This is a genomic window from Allopusillimonas ginsengisoli (assembly GCF_004153455.1).
In the GTDB taxonomy this organism is placed as follows: Bacteria; Pseudomonadota; Gammaproteobacteria; order Burkholderiales; family Burkholderiaceae_B; genus Allopusillimonas; species Allopusillimonas ginsengisoli.
The window spans coordinates 127954-145497 of the sequence record NZ_SDQE01000009.1 but is presented as its reverse complement, the minus strand read 5'-3'; the positions used below and the strand labels follow the sequence as shown (position 1 = coordinate 145497).

Here is a 17544-nt window from a genome sequence, read left to right as displayed (position 1 = left end):
CATGGATAGCGAATCCGCAGCAAGACCTGCCGCCGGGGATAAAGAAGGCGCAGCGCCGGCATGGCCGCCGCCCAGGCTCCAGCGGGCCGGAGGCGCTTCGCCGCAGGTGGAGCGGGCGCTATCCGATGTGCGCAGCAAAATCTACCCTCGTTCTGTTTCTGGCGTGTTTGCGCGTTGGCGTATTGCCATGGTGATCATCACCCAGGTGATCTTCTATGGTCTGCCATGGTTGCAATGGAATGGCCGCCAGGCGGTGCTGTTTGATCTGGGGGCGCGCAAGTTCTATATTTTCGGCATGGTGCTCTGGCCGCAAGATGTGATTTATCTGGCGGTATTGCTGGTGCTTTCTGCGCTGGCGCTTTTCCTGTTCACAGCCATGGCCGGAAGGCTGTTCTGTGGTTACGCCTGTCCGCAGACGGTTTACACCGAAATCTTCATGTGGGTGGAGCGCAAGATCGAGGGTGATCGTCTTGCGCGCATCCGGCTCGACGAGGCGTCCTGGAGCTGGCGCAAGGTGCGCCTTAAAGCGACCAAGCATTTTGTCTGGTTGGCGATTGCGTGGTGGACGGGATCGACCTTCATCGGCTATTTTGCGCCCATTCGCGAACTGGGCATGGGTCTGCTGACGTTGACGCTGGGCCCCTGGCAATGGTTCTGGATGGCGTTTTACGCTTTTGCCACTTGGGGCAATGCAGGCTTCATGCGTGAAACAGTCTGCAAACACATGTGCCCCTATGCGCGCTTCCAGAGTGTCATGGTGGATGATGATACCTTTGTGGTTACCTATGATCATGTGCGGGGAGAACCGCGCGGAGGACGTTCGCGCCGGATCGATCACAAAGAAGCGGGCATGGGCGACTGCGTGGATTGCAGTCTCTGTGTGCAGGTCTGTCCCACCGGCATCGATATCCGTGACGGGCTGCAGTACATGTGCATAGGCTGTGGCGCCTGTGTCGATGTCTGTGACCAGGTCATGGACAAGATGGGGTACGAGTCTGGGCTGATTCGTTATACGTCCGGAAGCGCCATTTCCGAGGGTCTGACCCAGAATGAGGTTCGCAAGCGGGTGCTGCGTCCGCGGGTATTGATCTACTGGGCGATCTTGCTTGCCATTGCCATTGCGTTTGTCGTGTCGCTCAGCACGCGTACAACCTTGCGCATGGACGTCATACGGGATAGAGGGGCGTTAGGGCGAGAAGTCCCCGGCGGTATGATAGAAAACGTTTATAGGCTGCAGTTCATCAACGCGTCCGAACAGCCTGTCACCCTCACGCTGGAGGTTGAAGGACTGTCAGGCGTGTCCATCGAAACCACGGATAGCGGGGCAGACACCGTCCACGTCGGCGCAACGTCCAACCGATTGGTGCCGGTGGTCGTCAGGGCACCCGCTGGCCAGTCGCAGCCAGGTTTGCATGACATTCAGATCCGAACCATCGGCCACTACGATCACGGACGTGACATTGCGGTGACTGAAAAATCCAGTTTCTATGTGCCCCGATAGGGGCGAGCAGGAGAATATCGATGTCCGACAACTCACCGGCCGATAATGTGCCGCAGGCAGCGTCTGAGCTGGCCGCTCATGCAGGCCAGTCTGCAGAGATAGCGGCCGACCGGGCAGACCAGTCCAGACCGTGGTGGCGTGAGCCCTGGCCCTGGATACTGATGGCCGGACCAGCCCTGGCGGTGGTGGGGTGCATGATCACCATTGCCCTGGCGGTGCAGAATTTTTCGGACCAGGGGATTAGCGACGGCGGCATCAAGCGCGGCCTGGTCGTGGCCAGAGAGGCGCCGGACTTGGCTGCAGGCGCACGGCAACCCTGACCCGAAGCGGCGGGCTCGAAGAGATTGGATACACTACGTCAGCTTTTGCTCAAGGGGAGACACTATGCGTAATCGTTCCTGGATGTGGGTGTTATGGCCATCGTTCCTGGTCGGAGCGGCCGCCAGCGCCACGGTATTCGCACTGATCGATCCGCTGGACGTCGTGTTCTTAGGCCATATACAGGCCAGCCGGCAGCAAGTATATGCTGGCGGCTTCTTTTTATTCTGGCTGATGTCGGCGCTATCGAGCGCGCTTACCCTGCATATGGCGCCCAGGGCGCCCGCGCAGGACGAGTTTGGCGAGACTGCGTCAGGCTAGCCCCGTATGCCATCCAGCCTGGCCTAGTTGCAGTCGGCGCCTGAAAGCGCCTGCAAGGCGGGCAGATCCAGCAAACGTACTTCGCGCTGATGGATGCGAATCAGGTTTTCGCGCGCAAAACGCGAGAACAGCCTGCTGACGGTTTCGAGTGTCAGCCCCAGATAGTTGCCGATTTCGTCGCGGCTCATGCGCAGGATGAACTCCGTCGAAGAATAGCCCAGTATGGTCAGTCGCTGCGACAGATTCACCAGAAAGGCGGCCAGACGCTGTTCCGAGCGCAAGGCGCCCAGCGACATCACCATCTGGTGAGAGCGGTTGATTTCCTTGCTCATGAGCCGGCGGAACTGTTGCTGCAAGACGGGCAGGTGGCGCGACAGCTTGTCCATCTCTTGTATGCGGATCACGCAGACCTCGCTGTCTTCCAGCGCAACGGCATTGGAAACATGCGTATTGGTCAGCAGTCCGTCCAGGCCGATAATCTCGCCCGGCAATAGGAAGCTCGTAATCTGCATATGGCCTGAGGCATCTTCGAGCTGGGTCTTGAGCGAGCCAAAACGAATGCCGTAAACGGCATCGGCGGCGTCGCCCAGGTTGAACAGGGTATTGCCCTTGCTCAGTCGCACACGTTCTTGCACGAGCTCATCCAGTTTTTCGACGTCGTCGCGAGACATGCCGATGGGAAGACATAGCTCGCTCAGCATGCAGGTGGAGCAACGGGTGGCGTCCGGGGTGATGGATATTCGTCTTTGCATAATATCGCCCCGCGGGCGAATAATGAATGGTGGGGCACAGGATGCTTGCCCTAGGCGTATTGTAGGTAGGTGTTCTGAAGCTTGGAACGGGCCTGTAGCGTGCGCGCCGTCAGTTTGGCGCACGCCCGGAATAGTAACAAATATAGTGGTATTTTGCCTGGCGCTGCGGTTGCCGGTGTCAGTGTCCAAGGTGGGCGGAGCAGCCATCCATCCCTTGAAATAATGGCCTGCCGTCCACACATAAGCTGTATCCGAGCCTGTGGCTCCACCTTCATAACTGTGAAATCATTATGCGATTCGACAAACTTACAACGAAGTTTCAGCGGGCGGTCGCAGATGCGCAAAGCCTGGCTGTAACAAACGACAATCCTTACATAGAGCCTGCACACGTGCTGTCGGCGCTCCTGTCCGATAGCGACAGCGGGGCCGCCAGCCTGCTGGCGCGTGCCGGCGTCGCCGCCAATCGGGTTTTGCCGGCGGTCCACGCCCAGATCAAAGCGCTGCCGCAAGTACAGGGGGCGGAGGGCAATCTGCAGGTCAGCCGCGAATTGCAGGCCGTATTGGCACGCACCGAAAAAGAAGCTGCCCAGCGTGGCGACACCTATATCGCCAGCGAGCTTTTTCTGCTTGCCCTGGTCGATGACAAAGGCGAAGCGGGCCGCATTCTGCGCGACGCAGGGTTGCAGCGTCCGGCGCTCGAAGCGGCCATCGATGCGGTTCGTGGCGGTGCATCCGTGTCGGACTCCGAAGGCGAATCCAATCGCGAGGCGCTCAGCAAATACACAACCGATGTCACGGAACTTGCCTCGCAGGGCAAGTTGGACCCGGTCATCGGTCGAGACGACGAAATCCGACGCGCCATACAAATATTGCAGCGTCGCACCAAGAACAATCCCGTACTGATCGGTGAGCCTGGTGTCGGCAAGACGGCCATTGTGGAAGGGCTTGCGCAACGCATCATCAACAACGAAGTACCCGAAACACTCAAGGGCAAGCGCGTTCTGTCGCTGGACATGGCTTCGCTACTGGCGGGCGCCAAGTACCGGGGCGAATTCGAGGAACGCCTCAAAGCCGTGCTCAAGGAACTCTCCCACGACGAAGGCCAGAACATTGTCTTCATCGACGAGATGCACACCATGGTGGGCGCAGGCAAGGCCGAAGGCGCCATGGACGCAGGCAACATGCTCAAGCCGGCGCTAGCGCGCGGCGAGCTGCACTGCATCGGCGCGACGACGCTGGACGAATACCGCAAGTACATCGAAAAGGATGCCGCGCTGGAGCGCCGGTTCCAGAAAGTCTTCGTGAATGAACCTGACGTCGAATCGACCATCGCCATTCTGCGCGGATTGCAGGAACGCTATGAACTCCACCATGGGGTTGCCATTACCGACCCCGCCATCGTGGCGGCGGCTGAGCTGTCCAACCGCTACATCACCGATCGCTTCCTGCCCGACAAGGCCATCGACCTCATCGACGAGGCCGCTGCCCGCATCCGCATGGAAATCGACTCCAAGCCGGAAGTCATGGATCGCCTGGACCGCCGCATTATCCAGCTCAAGATCGAACGCGAAGCGGTCAACAAAGACACCGACGAATCGTCGCAGCGCCGCCTCAAGGCCATCGAAGACGAGCTCGTCTCGCTGCAGCGTGAATACAACGACTACGAAGAGGTCTGGAAAGCCGAGAAAGCCGCTGTACAGGGTTCCCAGGCCATCAAGGAAGAAATCGAGCGTACGCGCGCCGACATGGCGGAATTGCAGCGCAAGGGTCAATTCGACAAGCTGGCAGAGCTGCAGTACGGAAAGCTGCCCGAGCTCGAAAACCGTCTGGCGGCCGCCGAGATTGGCAAGCAGGATGTCGACAAAGGCGATAAGCCGCGTCTGCTGCGCACAGAAGTCGGCGCCGAGGAAATCGCCGAGGTGGTTTCGCGCGCCACCGGCATTCCTGTGTCCAAGATGATGCAGGGCGAGCGCGACAAGCTGCTGCAAATGGAAGACTATCTGCACAAGCGGGTGGTGGGCCAGGACGAAGCCGTCATGCTGGTATCAGACGCCATCCGCCGTTCGCGCGCGGGGCTTTCCGATCCTTCCCGTCCCTATGGTTCTTTCCTGTTCCTGGGGCCGACCGGCGTTGGCAAGACGGAGCTTACCAAGGCACTGGCAAGCTTTCTGTTCGATTCCGAGGATCATCTCATTCGTATCGACATGAGCGAATTCATGGAAAAGCACTCCGTCGCCCGGCTGATCGGCGCGCCCCCTGGCTATGTGGGCTACGAGGAGGGCGGCTACCTCACCGAAGCGGTGCGCCGCAAGCCTTATAGCGTGATTCTGCTGGACGAGATCGAAAAAGCGCACCCCGATGTGTTCAACATTCTTCTGCAGGTGCTCGACGATGGCCGGCTGACGGACGGGCAGGGCCGTACGGTGGATTTCCGCAATACGGTGATTATCATGACGTCCAACCTGGGATCTCATCATATCCAGAGCATGGTGGGCCAGCCTTACGATGTGGTCAAGGAAGTCATCTGGGGCGAACTCAAGCAATCGTTCCGGCCGGAGTTTCTCAACCGTATCGACGAGGTGGTCGTGTTCCACAGCCTTGAGGCCAAGCATATCGAGTCGATCGCGCGTATTCAGCTGCAACGCCTGGGCGCTCGCCTGGCCCAGAAGGAAATGCGCCTCGAAGTCTCGGATGCTGCGCTGGCGCAGCTTGCGCGCAGCGGCTTCGACCCCGTGTTTGGCGCCCGGCCGCTCAAGCGTGCCATCCAGCAGTACATCGAGAATCCCATCGCACGGCTCATCCTCGAAGGCAAGTTCGGCCCACGCGATGTGGTGCCGGTAGACTGGGATCAGGACGAGTTCGTGTTTTCCCGCACCTTGCAATGACGACGGCAGGCAAAGGGGGGCGCCCCCCTTTGCCTGCGCCATCTACCGTTTTCCCAGTATGTCGGGCGCGGCTCACGCGGCACGTTCTTCTTGAAGCGCGACACTTTGTGCGACAGTCTTATGGCAGGGCGCTGTACCGTTAGCGCCAGTTGGCCAACGGCAGCATGCCTTCGCGGGTTTTTACCTTGCGCATGATGATGTGAGAGCACAGATCGCGCACGCCCGGGATTTTGCTGAGTTTATCTTCCGCAAACCGGGAGAAGGCCGCGAGGTTGCGGGTATGCACGCGCAGAATGTAGTTGGAGGCGCCTGTCACAATGCAAGCCTCAGTAATTTCGTCGTACATGGCGATGCTCGCCTGGAACTCTTCGTTCCACTGGGCACGAGACTGATCCAACGACACGTGCACAATGGCTTCCAGTTCAAAGCCTAGCTTGTCAGCGTCCAGTACGGCGCGATAGCAGCGTATAAAGCCATTTTCTTCCAGGGCACGCACACGGCGCAGGCAGGCGGATGGCGACAGCGAAACCTGTTCCGCCAAATCCTGGTTGCTGAGCTGGCTATTCTCCTGGAGCCGGGCAAGGATTTTATGATCTATTGCATCGGGTTGCATGGCGATATTCCAATATTAAGTTTATTGCGCAACTTATAACGAAAATAGTTTCGCTCGACGCATGAATTTGCAATTTATCACCAATACCGCGCCTTTATCATGATGGGACTCGATACGTTCACTCAGGAGGCGTTTCCTATGCAAACTCGCGAAGACTGCTTGGCCGCAGACCGTCAGGATCCCCTTGCTCCCTTCAAGCAGCAGTTTGATCTTCCCCCCGGCATTATTTATTTGGATGGAAACTCGCTGGGAGTGCTTCCGCGCAGCGCCCAGGATCGGGCCCTGGATGTAATCAAACACGAGTGGGGCGCAGGGCTTATCCGAAGTTGGAACACGGCTGGCTGGTTCGATTTGCCAGCACGCTTGGGCAACAAGCTGGGAAGCCTGCTTGGCGCACAAGAAGGCGAGCTTGTCATTACCGACACCACGTCACTGAATATTTTCAAGGCATTGGCCGCTGCGCTGCGTATTCAGCAGCAGCGTGCGCCGTCACGTCGCGTGATTCTGTCGGAGCGTGATAACTTCCCGACCGACCTATACATGATCCAGGGGATGATAGACCTGTTGCAGCAGGGCTATGAAATGCGTTTGATCGATGACGATCTACCGCTGGAACAGGCCCTTGATGAGACCGTAGCGGTGCTACTGTTGTCTCATGTCAATTATCGCAGCGGCGAAATGTACGATATGAACGGCGTAACGACGCTTGCGCACGAGCACGGTGTGCTGACAATCTGGGATCTGGCACACGCCGCCGGCGCGGTGCCGGTTAATCTCACAGAGGCTGACGCTGATTTCGCCGTGGGATGCACCTATAAATACCTGAATGGGGGGCCAGGTTCTCCCGCCTTCATCTGGGTGTCGCCCCGACTCAGCAATGATTTTCGCCAACCGCTTTCTGGCTGGTGGGGCCATAACCGCCCCTTCGATATGGCCGTGGCCTACGAGCCCGCCGAGGGTGCGCGTCGCTATCTGTGCGGCACGCAACCCATCATCTCGATGTCGCTGATTGAATGCGGCCTGGACATTGCGCTGGACGCTGGCATGGCTGAGGTGCGCCGCAAGTCCTTGGCACTGGGTGATCTGTTCATCGATCTTGTGCAGCACCGCTGCGCCTCCCACCCCTTGGCGCTGGTTACACCCCGGAACCATGCCACCCGCGGTAGCCATGTCAGCTTCAGGCATCCCAATGGATTTGAAGTGATGCAGGCACTCATCAAGCGCGGCGTGATTGGCGATTATCGCGAGCCAGAAGTGTTGCGCTTTGGCCTGACCCCGCTGTATCTCGGCTACGCCGACGTCTGGGATGCGGTCGACGCCCTCAAGGACATTCTGGATACCCGTTCCTGGGATCGGCCCGAATTCAAGGAAAGAACAGCCGTGACCTGACGCAATACAGCGGTCCACCACAGCGTGGACCTCAGCCATGTACGGTTTTTCAACCTACACCTCACATGGCGGCTTCTTTCCGAACGGCTGGTGGGGCACATGGGTGGCAGTCATCATCTCCATTTTTAGCTACCTGAGCGTCGAGATGATCGCAGTCGCCGCTGCGGAGACCGAAGATCCAGAACGCGCCGTCAAGCAGGCCTTTCGTGCAACGATCGCGCGACTGCTTGTGTTTTACCTGTGCACGCTAGCATTGATCCTGGCAGTTGTGCCTTGGGATCAGGCTGGCAATGCCGGCAGCCATTGCCAGCGCAGCTTCTGCGGGCCAGACCGCTCCCGGGGTCGTTCGACCAGGCGGACGAATCATTTAGCATCTATTTAATCGGAATCCGCCCGACGAAATTTAACAATTGGTATTGAGATTCTCACTGAAGCACATCCAATCATTTAATTTTGCGATATGCGCTATCGAGGCTATAGTAGCCAGCTAAGTCGTATCCACGGCCAGGAAGCCCAGCTTGCACCTTCGAGCAGGCGGAACCTGGTTGCCTATTTAAGCAGACATCCGATATGCCCCATGAAACCTATATGCGCGAAGCCATTGCGCTAGCGCGTGCCAATATCGAGGCGGGCGGGCGCCCCTTTGGCGCTGTGCTGGTGCGCGATGGCACGGTTGTCGTTCGTGCCGTCAACGAAACCCACCGCACCCAGGATCCCACGGCGCATGCTGAATTGCTGGCGATACGCGAGGCAGGCCGTGTATTTGGTAGCCCCCGGCTGGTTGGCTGTGTTATCTACGCCAGTGGGCATCCCTGTCCCATGTGCATGGCTGCGATGCATTTGTCGGGGATTCAGTCAGCCTTTTTTGCCTACTCGAACGAGGATGGCGAACCTTACGCGCTGTCCACGGCTGCTCTGTATGCCGAGATGACCCAGGCGCCACAGTCCCAGTCCATTCCGCTCCAACCGCTGCGCCCGGCAGGCGAGGAAGGCTTATACGAAGCATGGTTGCGACATAAGGAGCTTGACGCTTGAGTGCTTCGAGGCCTGCGACCTGTCCGTCTTCGGGCGGGACACCCGCTCGGATTAGGCAGGGCCGAGTGAAAGCCGTCTGGCTGCCGATGATGGTGGTCATTGCCCTCGGGTTGAATCTGCGTCCCATCCTGACTGCGATTGGGCCCTTGCTGACCGAAATACGAGGCGCCACCGGACTGGGCTTTCAGGCTGTTTCATGGCTGACGGTGCTGCCCGTGGTCTGTATGGGCGTGATTGCCTTGTTTCTTCCCTGGATCAGCCGGTGTGTGAGCGAGCGACATGGCGTTGTGGGCGGTCTACTGGCGATTGCAGTCGCCTGCGGTTGGCGTCTTTTATTGGACAGTGGTGTATCGTTGATTGCCAGTGCCGCGCTGGCCGGCATGGGCGTGGCCATCATCCAGGCCGTGATGCCTGGCATCATCAAGCGCTGGTTTCCTCAGCGTGTTCCGGTCGCGTTGGGTCTTTATTCTGCGTCCTTGATGGCAGGCGGCGGCGCGGCCGCAGTGCTCAGCCCGCATGCTGCGGTGTATTTCGACAGTTGGCAGGCAGGGCTCGGCGTCTGGGCCTTGCCTGCCATCCTGGCACTGCTGTTGTGGTTTCTGGCCAGGCCGGCTGAAGCGGTCCCTCTGCCTGAACGAGGCCCCATCCAGCATTTCTTTGCCAATCGCCGTGCATGGCTGCTTGCTTTCTACTTCGGGTTGATCAATGGTGGCTATACCAGCATGGTGGCCTGGCTGCCCGTATCCTATCGCCAGTTGGGCTGGAGCGCGGAAGCCAGTGGTGGATTGATCGGCGTCATGACGATATTCCAGGTGGCGGCTGCACTCAGCGTGCCGATATTTGCGCGGGGAAGGCTGGACCGCCGCCCGTGGCTGATGCTTGCCTTGCTCGCACAGTTGGCTGGATTCGCCGGACTGTTGTCAGCCCCGCTCAGCTTCCCGCTGCTGTGGATAGCGCTGATCGGATATGGGTTGGGCGCCTGCTTTGCACTCAGCCTGACGTTGACGCTGGATCATTTGCATGAGCCACGTGCCGCCGGCAATCTGGCGGCTTTTGTTCAAGGCACAGGCTTCATCATTACGGGCATTATTCCCTATATCACGGGATGGCTGCGTGATATCACCGGAAACTTTCAGGCTTCCTGGATATTGTTGGCGGCAACCGTCACCTTGATGTTGCTGGTCACCCTGCGTTTTTCACCCGGCAGCTACGCGTCGGCGATGAAGCAGCCCGGGTTTCAGGCCTCTGGTGGGGGATTGAACTCCAGCTCGTCTTTGCCGTAGAACTTGATCCCGATCTTGATGCGCTCGCGCCCCTGAGCGCGGCGGTGCCGGTTCGTGTCGCGTAGCGAATAGACGCAGCCGCAGTATTCTTGCTGATAAAAATTTTCGCGCTTGCTGATTTCTATCATGCGGGCCGAACCGCCGCCTTTTCGCCAGTTGTAGGTCCAGTAGATCAAGTCAGGATAGCGGGCCGCTGCGCGTTCGCCGCAGCCGTTGATCTGGTTCATGTCTTTCCAGCGCGATATGCCCAGTGAACTGCTGATGGTGTCATAGCCATGCTCATGCGCATACAGCGCCGTGCGTTCGAAACGCATGTCGAAGCACACCGTGCAGCGCTGGCCCCGCTCCGGTTCGTTTTCCAGACCTTTTACGCGTTCGAACCAGTTGTCGCGATCATAGTCGGCATCGATAAAAGGAATGTTGTGTTCCTGCGCAAAACGAATGTTTTCGTTCTTGCGGATTTCGTACTCTTTATCCGGATGAATATTCGGATTGTAAAAGTAGATTGCATAGTCGATGCCCGATGCTGTCATGGCTTCCATGACTTCGCCCGAGCACGGCGCGCAACAGGAGTGCAGCAACACCTTTTTGCGGTTGTCGGGCAGTACGAGCTTGGGGCGTTTGATCTGGGTCATGGCTATGCTGGGCGCGTGTCGGCACCCTGTGTAAACGTTAATAGCACCATTTTAGTCGCCCGGCGCCATATTCCCAAGCCGCCTAAGTGGATCCGCCCATCACGGTATTCCACAACTGCATGACGGCGGCGCGTTCCTGCGTGAGTTCACTGCTCGGCACTCGGGCCTTTTCTGCGCCTTGCAGGCGCAGCGCATGTTGATGCTTGCGGAAACTGCGATAGGCATCGGCAACCTGCGCGGCCAGTGCATCGGGGATCAATCCGGCGGCGGCAGCCAGACCCAGCAGGGCGATGTTGCCCAGGTTGCCCAGGAGGGCGGGGTGGTTTTTCGCGTGGCAAAGGACCAAATACTGCGTCACAAATTCAACGTCAACCATGCCTCCCCGGTCATGTTTGAGGTCGAAGTCCGAAGTTGGATTGGGGTGGCCGGCGCTGATTTTCTCGCGCATGGCACACACCTCTTCACGTAGTTTGTCAGGATCACGCGGCAGCAACAGAACCTGGCACCGTATTGCTTCAAAACGCTCACCGATGGCGGGGTCGCCAGCCACAAAACGGGCACGCGTGATGGCCTGGTGCTCCCAGGCCCAGGCATGATTGACCTGGTATTGATCGAATGCGTCCAGTGATACGGCCAGCAGTCCGGCGTCCCCGTCGGGCCTTAGCCGCAGGTCGATTTCGTACAGGCGTCCGGAAGACGTCATGGTGGACAGCCAGGATGCCGTGCGGCGGCCCAGCTTCGCATAGAGTTCACTCGCCTCATCCGTGGGGTCTTGATACAGAAACACCAGGTCCAGATCCGAGGCGTAGCCGATTTCCTTGCCGCCCAGCTTGCCATAGGCGATGATGGCAAAATGAGGAGGTGCAAGGTTGTCGCGCTTGCCGCGCGGCTGAACCAGCGGCCAGACGCGGTTGATCGTTTCCGCCAACAGCATATCGGCCAGCGCCGACAATTGGTCTGCCAACTGCTCAACCGTCAGTACGCCTTCAAGATCCTGCGCCAGCAGCTGGAAGCTGATCTGGTGTTGGGTATCTCGCATGATATTCATTTGTTGCTCGATGTCCGGCTGCCCATCCGCCAGCACGCAGGCATCCAGCTCGGCACGCAACTGCGTGGAAATGGCATCAAAATCTGGCGGCTCCAGCAAGGAACGCCATTCGATCAGGCTGTCCAGCAGGATGGGGTGGCGCAGCAGGTATTGAGAGGCCCACGGGCTGGCGCTGATCATGCGCGCGACCCGTGCCAGGGTGTCGGGATACTCGGCCAGCAGGGCAAGGTAGGCGCTGCGCTGGGCGATGTGCTCAACCAGGTCCAGCAGCCGTACAGCGGTGATTTCCGGCTGCGTTGTGCGGGCCGCCACGGTGGCAATGGCGGGCAGCAACGCCTCGACACGCCGGCGGCTGTTGCCCGACAGGCTGCGTATGCGATGGCTGTCCAGCAAGGCGTCTACCCGTTGGCTGATTCGTTCCGCACTCTCGCCAAGCGTTTGCTGGATATGGTCGGACAGGTCAGCACACGGCGGCTCCGCCTGGGCCTGGGGTGTGGCACTATCGTGGTGCTCAGTTTCTTCGCCGCCCATGCCTGCGATGCGGAAGGCGTCCCGGAATGTCTGCGAGACAAAGGCGCGATGTGCGGTCAGGGTTTCATCGAATTGCGCGCGTGTCATGCCCATGGCTTCGGCCAGCCCTTCGCATTGCGCGGGGTCGCGAGGCAACAGGTGCGTTTGTTCATCCTCGCGATACTGCAACATATGTTCTACGCGCCGCAGAAATTCGTAAGCCTTGGCCAGTTGCGCGGCGACGTCATCCGCAATGACGCCAGCCTTGTCCTGTTTGTGCAGTGCCGTCAGCAGGCCACGTTGCTGAAGCGAAGGCGTGCGCCCGCCTCGTATGAGCTGGTTCAACTGCACGACGAATTCGATTTCGCGTATGCCGCCTTCTCCCAGCTTGATATTGTGTATCGTATCGACACCATTGCGGACGGAGGCACGACGTACCCAGTCCAGCCGTATTCTTTCACGCAGCCCCCGAAGCGCTGCCAGCGCGTCAAAGTCGAAATACTTGCGATAGACAAAGGGCCGACGCAAGCGCTCGAGTTGTTCGCGCTGTGCGCTGGCGTCACTGTCCGCAAAAGCCCTGCAGGGAATAATGCGCCCCTTGAGCCAGGCATATCGCTCCCATTCGCGTCCCTGGGCCACCAGATAATTTTCCAACGCATCCAGGCTCCATGCCAGCGGGCCGGCGTCGCCATCCGGGCGCAGCCGCAAGTCGCTGCGAAACACTTGTCCGTCGGCGTCCGGTTCCGAGAGCACAGGCATCATGCGCTGTGTGACGCGACCGTAAAACTCGTGATGACTGATTTTGCGTCGGCCTCCGGTTTCACCTTCTTCGCCATACAGCATGATCAGATCGATGTCGGATGATACGTTCAGCTCCCGGCCACCCAGTTTTCCCATGCCAACGATCAGCATTTCCTGGGGCCGTCCCGTGACGGGATCCAGGGGCACGCCATGGATCTCCGCCAGGCTGACGGCCACGCTTTTATAGGCCTCAGCAACCGCGAGATCCGCCAGCGTGGACATGGCGATAACGACCTCCTGCAGCGACGCTGCCGCATTGATGTCTCTGACCAGCAAGGTAAAAAACACCCGCGCCCGCAGTTGGCGCAGAACACGGCGCACCTGATCGACCGGCAAGGCAGCGTCACCCGATGCGCCTCTGAGTTCGGTCAGCCAATCCTGTATGGTCTTGCGCGTGACCTCGTATTGCGCCGCCTGCGCCAGCCAGCGGCCGAAGGCTTCGTTGGCATTGAGCTTGCGGCGCAACGCGCCTGACCAGCGGGTGGCCGACTCTAATATAATGGTCTGGGTCATAGGGCTATAGGGGCGAAGAGGCTTGAAAATCCATTAAAAAAAGCGGCGCTACAAGACTCAGGACGATACTGCAAATACTACTGCTCTGGCTAATCCCTCTACGTGTTTCGAACTTTTCGCTTTCTTCTCAGGCTGTTTGGCATCGTCTTGCTGCTGGCTTACTTTGCCGGCTGCGGCGTGGTGCTGGGCGCACGGTACTGGATACTGCCCAATATTGATGCCTGGCGGCCGCAGATCGCCCAGTACTTGTCCTCGCGACTCGGCGTTGATATCCACGCCGGGCATATCGCCGCGGGCTGGAAAGGCCTGAACCCGCATATTGCGCTCACGGACGTATCGTTGTCGTCGCCAGGGCTGACGGCGGCGAATACAGGCACCGCGTCTATCGCGCAGCCCCTCGAGCATACTGAACCTGGGCTGTCCCCGTCACAGCTCGGACAGGGTGGTGCCTTACATATTCCCTCACTGTATGCCCGACTGGACTGGCGCAGTCTGTTTCAGCTCAAGCCGGTATTCGTGAATCTGGAGGCGTCAGGCGTCAATATCGATTTGCGCCGCGATACTCAGGGCAGGTTGCACGCCTTGGGGCGTATGTTCGACCCTGGCGCTGCATCGACTTCAGATGATTTTTTCGGCAAGCTTGTTGGGTGGCTGGCAACACAAAACCGCATCGCCCTGAACGACTCGACGGTGCGCTGGACTGATGATTCGCGGGCTGCGGCCCCGCTGCAGCTTGATCATCTCACGCTGGCCTTCGTCAACGACGGCGATGTGCATGAGTTTTCTTTATCCGCAATGCCGCCTTCGCGACTCGGCGGTGCGCTGACCGCAACGGGCTTGATCACCGCTCTGGATGACCGCCGTCGGGTAACGCAGAAAACGCTGGGGCTGTCATTGCCAGACATGGATGCGCAGGTATATGTCAGCGTCGACAGGTTGCGGCCCGGGGCCTGGTCGCCCTGGGTGGATCTGCCTGCCACCATGGCGGCCGGGCAGGTCTCGGGCCAGGCGCGGGTAGAGATCGACGACGGCAGGGTCCAGGCACTGACGACAGACGTGGTGCTCAGCGACGGGAACTGGCACCCTGGACATGGGGTTCAGCTCGCTGCGCAGCGCTTGCAGCTCTATCTGGATGGGCCGCTGGATGACTATCTGCGCCTGTTTGCCCCAGGTGCACAGCGCCTTGACACCGCCGCCACGCAATCGGGGCTGTCTTATCGTCTATTGACGCGCGGCCTGCAAGTCACCGCCGACTATGTATTTGACCACCCTTTGTCCCTGGGCAACGTCGCGGCGCGCGGGGTAGCGGCGCGTGAACGCGGCGGAGGCTTGAGCATAGGCGCAGACGAAGCTTTCATTGCCAACGCGGATGCGCGTGCCCGCGTACAAGGGTCCTGGCGCGAGGGCGGATCCAGCGCTGCAGGCGTGATCGATCTGAAAGGCCTGGTTGATCACGCACGCATTGCGTCCATTGCCAGTTATTTACCGCAGCGGGTCGACGCCGATGCCAGCGCCTGGCTCGAGCACGGTCTGGTCGCCGGTGATCTGCATCAAGCCCAGCTCGTCCTGCGCGGTGATTTGATGCATTTTCCCTTCCAGGAGCATCCTCAGGCTGGGGATTTCATGGTATCGGGGAATTATGACGGTGCCATTATCGACTACCTGCCCGCCCGGGGTGGCGAGTTGGGTTGGCCTCGCCTCGAAGCCATGCGGGGAAACGCCATATTGCGCAGGGCGGATTTATCGGTGACCGCCGATGAGGCGATCATGCAGACCACGCCAGGTAAAGTGATTCAGCTTCGCGATGTACGGGCGCGTATTGCCAACCTGGAGCACGATCCCGTGCTGGATGTCAAAGGCGCTACCCATGGCGCCGCGGATACCTATCTGTCTTTGATGACGCATACGCCGCTGGGCGGAATGCTGGACCATGTGTTCGATCAGGCGCGCGCCAGCGGCCAATGGGAGGTGCCTTTATCGCTCACGATTCCTTTGACGCGCGGCGAAGATACCGAGGTGGACGGGACCATTCGTTTTGCCGGCAACATGGTCAGGCTTGCGCCCGAGATGCCTGCGCTGTCCGATACCCAGGGTGCACTGGATTTCTCTCATCATTCCGCTATAGCCAAGGGTATCAAAGGGCGTTTTCTGGACGGCCCCATGTCGATCACAGGCCAGGTGGGGGCGCCAGGCCAAAGCCTGCGCCTGCAGGGCCGGTTATCGGCCGATGCCCTGGCCCACGTCACCGATGCGCAGGGGATGAAGCGGCTGACGGGGCATGCGCCCTATACCGCCGTGCTTGAGCGCACGCAATCCAAAGGTTTCACCCTGACATTGACCTCAGACCTGAAAGGTCTGGCAGCCGACTTGCCGGAACCGTTGGGAAAATCGGCCGATGCCCTCGTGCCGCTCAGCGCGGTCTGGAAAACAGGGGCGCAGCCGGATCAGCGCCGTCTGGAGGTCGAAGTGGGCCGTGGCATTCACGCCCAATTGCTGCACCGCGACCGGAAGAATGGGAGCACGCCATTCTTTTATGCGGGCGCGGTGGGCATCAATGAGCCGGCGCGCGTCCCGGATGCCGGCATCAGTCTGGACGTTCGTTACCCCTCTATCGCGATCGATGCATGGAGACAGGTCAAGCGGGAGTTCGACAAGCCTCTTGACAACGCGGCTGGCCAGCAGACGGACGCGGCAAATCGGCCAACGGCTCCGCCTGCAAAGCGTCAATCGGCGGGCGTGTTTCCCCCTTTGGCGCAATTTCGCTTGCAGGCCAGAACGGTAACCCTGCATGGCATGACACTGGACAAAGCCACGCTCACCGCCCAGCAAACGGAACCCGGACAATGGCGAGCGGATATAAGCTCCACCCAGACTGCCGGCACCGTGCGCTGGACGGAATCCGGAGGCCGGATCCAGGGGCCTGTCGACGCCGCTTTCGATCGTCTCGACTTGGGTTCGGTCCAGCCCGATGATGCCGCGCGGCGGGCGTCCGACGAGTCTGCAACGGATGGCGTAGACACGGCCTCCGAAGAAGACAATCCATTGGCGCTCGACGAAGCGCTCGACCTGCCTGCCGTCAATTTGCACATCAAGCGTCTGCGGCTGTATGGCCACCACGTCGGGGAACTTTCGCTGACGGGAGTGAATGAGTCCCATGGCCAGTCATGGGGGCTGGAGCAATTCCAACTGACCAGTCCGCACGCCAAGATGAGTGGTTCGGGTCGCTGGCGGTTATCGGGGCCGCAGCGCGGCCTGATGCTCAACGCGCACGCGGATGTCAACAATCTGGGCAATTATCTGAATGACGCAGGCTATCACGATATATTGATTGATGGCAGGGGCACGATGGATGGCCAGATTGAATGGCGCAATATGCCCTGGGCTTTCAGCAGATCGGACGTCGGCGGCGCCCTGAAATTCGACTTGGCGAAAGGGCGCTTCAGCGGCATGAATTCCCATTCGGCAAGATTGCTTGAGCTGCTCTCCCTGCAGTCGGTGAAGCGTCTGGCGAAGCTGGATTTTGATCCAGGCAGCCTGGCCCGTGAAGGGTTTCCATTTGATACGCTGCGCGGCAGCGCTATCGCCCAGGACGGTATTCTGCACACCGATGATTATCGTATCGTCGGACCCGCTGGCACGATTGTTCTCGAAGGAAACACGAATCTTGTCGATGAAAGCCTGGATCTTCAGGCTGTTGTTGTGCCGAATCTGGATGTCAGCGGGGCTGCGATCGCAGCAGGCATTGTGCTTAATCCCATCGTGGGGGTAGGGGCCTTTCTGGCGCAATGGCTGTTGCAGGCGCCGCTGTCGCAGGCGATGGCAGCGCAGTATCACATCACTGGAAGTTGGGATAATCCCGACATTCAGGATGTGACACCGTCGCCCGCCAGCAAGCGGCCTGCGGCAAGGGAGGAGCCTACGCCCTGATGCGTAGGCTCAG

General features: G+C 59.6%; 12 protein-coding genes and 1 pseudogene. 9 read left to right on the top strand and 4 right to left on the bottom strand.

From position 1 onward, the window contains the following. The first annotated feature begins 1 nt into the window (after position 1). From ccoG to ERE07_RS15570, 3 genes are all read left to right on the top strand, one after another. On the top strand, positions 2 to 1501 hold the full coding sequence (gene ccoG, locus ERE07_RS15580) for a cytochrome c oxidase accessory protein CcoG (protein WP_130009954.1): 1500 nt from the start codon (positions 2 to 4) through the stop codon (positions 1499 to 1501). A gap of 98 nt (positions 1502 to 1599) precedes the next feature. Then, on the top strand, positions 1600 to 1821 hold the full coding sequence (locus tag ERE07_RS22060) for a FixH family protein (protein WP_280634376.1): 222 nt from the start codon (positions 1600 to 1602) through the stop codon (positions 1819 to 1821). A gap of 64 nt (positions 1822 to 1885) precedes the next feature. Beyond that, on the top strand, positions 1886 to 2140 hold the full coding sequence (locus ERE07_RS15570) for a hypothetical protein (RefSeq protein WP_167670929.1): 255 nt from the start codon (positions 1886 to 1888) through the stop codon (positions 2138 to 2140). Positions 2141 to 2163: 23 nt separating this feature from the next. Here the strand turns inward: ERE07_RS15570 and ERE07_RS15565 are convergent, their stop codons facing one another. Next, the gene (locus ERE07_RS15565; RefSeq protein WP_130009952.1) at positions 2164 to 2892 is read right to left on the bottom strand and encodes a helix-turn-helix domain-containing protein; all 729 of its coding nucleotides are present in this window, start codon (positions 2890 to 2892) and stop codon (positions 2164 to 2166) included. A gap of 290 nt (positions 2893 to 3182) precedes the next feature. Here ERE07_RS15565 and clpB point away from each other — a divergent pair, with 290 nt between their 5' ends. Continuing rightward, a complete protein-coding gene (gene clpB / locus ERE07_RS15560; protein WP_130009951.1) occupies positions 3183 to 5777 on the top strand; it encodes an ATP-dependent chaperone ClpB in 2595 nt (864 codons plus the stop codon). Positions 5778 to 5916: 139 nt separating this feature from the next. Here the strand turns inward: clpB and ERE07_RS15555 are convergent, their stop codons facing one another. Then, positions 5917 to 6390 carry an Lrp/AsnC family transcriptional regulator gene (locus ERE07_RS15555; protein ID WP_130009950.1) on the bottom strand — a complete coding sequence of 158 codons (474 nt, stop codon included), beginning with the start codon at positions 6388 to 6390 and terminating at the stop codon, positions 5917 to 5919. A 138-nt stretch (positions 6391 to 6528) separates the two neighbouring features. Here ERE07_RS15555 and kynU point away from each other — a divergent pair, with 138 nt between their 5' ends. The 4 genes and pseudogenes from kynU (at position 6529) to ERE07_RS15535 (ending at position 10097) form a co-directional block, all read left to right on the top strand. Beyond that, on the top strand, positions 6529 to 7779 hold the full coding sequence (kynU, locus tag ERE07_RS15550) for a kynureninase (protein ID WP_130009949.1): 1251 nt from the start codon (positions 6529 to 6531) through the stop codon (positions 7777 to 7779). A gap of 34 nt (positions 7780 to 7813) precedes the next feature. After that, positions 7814 to 8080, top strand: a pseudogene (locus tag ERE07_RS15545) (amino acid permease); the annotation flags it as partial. Positions 8081 to 8349: 269 nt separating this feature from the next. Further along, positions 8350 to 8814, top strand: coding sequence for a nucleoside deaminase (locus ERE07_RS15540; protein WP_130009948.1), 465 nt, complete (start codon positions 8350 to 8352; stop codon positions 8812 to 8814). Positions 8815 to 8879: 65 nt separating this feature from the next. Continuing rightward, complete coding sequence (locus ERE07_RS15535; protein WP_209021159.1) at positions 8880 to 10097, top strand: CynX/NimT family MFS transporter; 1218 nt, start codon at positions 8880 to 8882, stop codon at positions 10095 to 10097. Here the strand turns inward: ERE07_RS15535 and ERE07_RS15530 are convergent. Next, positions 10052 to 10732: an epoxyqueuosine reductase QueH gene (locus ERE07_RS15530; protein WP_130009947.1), complete on the bottom strand. Its 681-nt coding sequence runs from the start codon at positions 10730 to 10732 to the stop codon at positions 10052 to 10054. The two genes, ERE07_RS15535 and ERE07_RS15530, sit on opposite strands and share 46 nt — an antisense overlap. Positions 10733 to 10814: 82 nt before the next feature. Beyond that, positions 10815 to 13604, bottom strand: a complete 2790-nt coding sequence (glnE, locus tag ERE07_RS15525; protein ID WP_130009946.1) for a bifunctional [glutamate--ammonia ligase]-adenylyl-L-tyrosine phosphorylase/[glutamate--ammonia-ligase] adenylyltransferase — start codon at positions 13602 to 13604, stop codon at positions 10815 to 10817. 102 nt (positions 13605 to 13706) lie between these two features. Between glnE and ERE07_RS15520 the strand changes: the two genes are divergently transcribed. Then, positions 13707 to 17531, top strand: coding sequence for a YhdP family protein (locus ERE07_RS15520; protein WP_130009945.1), 3825 nt, complete (start codon positions 13707 to 13709; stop codon positions 17529 to 17531). The last annotated feature ends 13 nt before the right edge of the window (positions 17532 to 17544 follow it).

Bases quoted from the DNA above. Each gene is read 5' to 3' on its own strand.
- ccoG (WP_130009954.1), top strand. From the start codon at position 2: ATGGATAGCGAATCCGCAGCAAGACCTGCCGCCGGGGATAAAGAAGGC.
- ERE07_RS15570 (WP_167670929.1), top strand. From the start codon at position 1,886: ATGCGTAATCGTTCCTGGATGTGGGTGTTATGGCCATCGTTCCTGGTC.
- ERE07_RS15565 (WP_130009952.1), bottom strand. From the start codon at position 2,892: ATGCAAAGACGAATATCCATCACCCCGGACGCCACCCGTTGCTCCACC.
- clpB (WP_130009951.1), top strand. From the start codon at position 3,183: ATGCGATTCGACAAACTTACAACGAAGTTTCAGCGGGCGGTCGCAGAT.
- ERE07_RS15555 (WP_130009950.1), bottom strand. From the start codon at position 6,390: ATGCAACCCGATGCAATAGATCATAAAATCCTTGCCCGGCTCCAGGAG.
- kynU (WP_130009949.1), top strand. From the start codon at position 6,529: ATGCAAACTCGCGAAGACTGCTTGGCCGCAGACCGTCAGGATCCCCTT.
- ERE07_RS15540 (WP_130009948.1), top strand. From the start codon at position 8,350: ATGCCCCATGAAACCTATATGCGCGAAGCCATTGCGCTAGCGCGTGCC.
- ERE07_RS15530 (WP_130009947.1), bottom strand. From the start codon at position 10,732: ATGACCCAGATCAAACGCCCCAAGCTCGTACTGCCCGACAACCGCAAA.
- glnE (WP_130009946.1), bottom strand. From the start codon at position 13,604: ATGACCCAGACCATTATATTAGAGTCGGCCACCCGCTGGTCAGGCGCG.